Raw genomic sequence first — 1,203 nt, forward strand, 5'->3', positions numbered from 1 at the left:
TGTCCGTCGTCAGAACATTTGGCTCAGATCGCGGCGTAGATTAGCGGAGTGCGGGCCTCGTCTGGGGGTTGATGTTAGGCGGCGAGCTTGCGGTGTTGCAAGCGCCGATGTTCGATGGTCTTTCGCTTGATCCTTTCCCTTCGTTTTATGATGGCGCTGGCCCTGCCGGAGTAGGCGTCGGCGGGCGTCACGTTGCTCAGGCTCTCGTGGTAACGCTGGTGGTTGTAGTGCTCGACGAAGGCCTCGATCTGGGTCTCGAGGTCACCGGGCAGGAAGTAGTTCTCCAGCAGGATGCGGTTCTTCAGGGTCTGGTGCCAGCGTTCGATCTTGCCCTGGGTCTGGGGATGCATCGGGGCGCCGCGCACGTGGCTCATCTTTTGGGCCTCGATGTATTCCGCCAGTTCGCCAGCGATGTAGCTCGGGCCGTTATCGCTGAGCAGCCTGGGCTTGTGCAGCACCGTGGCATGATCGCAGCCCGAGGCCTTGAGAGCGAGGTCGAGAGTGTCGGTCACGTCCTCGGCCCGCATGGTGGTGCACAGCTTCCAGGCGATGATGTAGCGCGAGAAGTCGTCGAGCACGGTCGACAGATACATCCAGCCCCACCCGATGATCTTGAAGTAGGTAAAATCGGTCTGCCACATCTCGTTCGGACGCGTCGTCTGGGTATGGAAGCGATCGGCAGCCTTGATCACGACCTAGGCGGGGCTGGTGATCAGGTCGTGGGCCTTCAGTAGGCGGTAGACCGTGGCTTCAGATACGAAGTAGCGCCTCTCATCGGTGAACCGCACCGCCAGTTCGCGCGGTGACAGCTCACTGTAATCCAGCGCCAGCTCGATGATCTGGTCTTGGATCTCGGCCGGGATCCGGTTCCACACCCGGCTCGGCGCCGAGGGTCGATCAGCCAGCGCCTCTGGCCCGCCCTCGAGGTAGCGGTCATACCAGCGGTAGAAGGTCCGGCGGGCGACGCCGAGCTTGTCCAGGGTGCGCTTGGCCGGCAGGTGCGACTGCTCGACGGCCCGGATGATCTCGAGCTTCTCCGATGCAGGATACCTCATTCGTCTTCGCCCCCATCCGCGATCATGCTTTTTTTAAGCAGGCGGTTCTCGAGGGTCAGGTCGGCAACGCATTCCTTCAGGGCGCTGGCCTCGCGGCGCAGATCCCTGACCTCATCGGTGGTCGCAGCACGGGCGGTGTCGCCGGCCA

The 1,203-nt window shown here is 62.6% G+C and carries 1 pseudogene; it reads right to left on the reverse strand.

The features are described 5' to 3' along the window. Window positions 1-74: 74 nt before the first annotated feature. A pseudogene (locus tag ACWPMX_RS15190) lies at window positions 75-1,203 on the reverse strand (IS3 family transposase); the annotation flags it as partial.

The organism is Tsuneonella sp. HG094 (genome assembly GCF_053819285.1).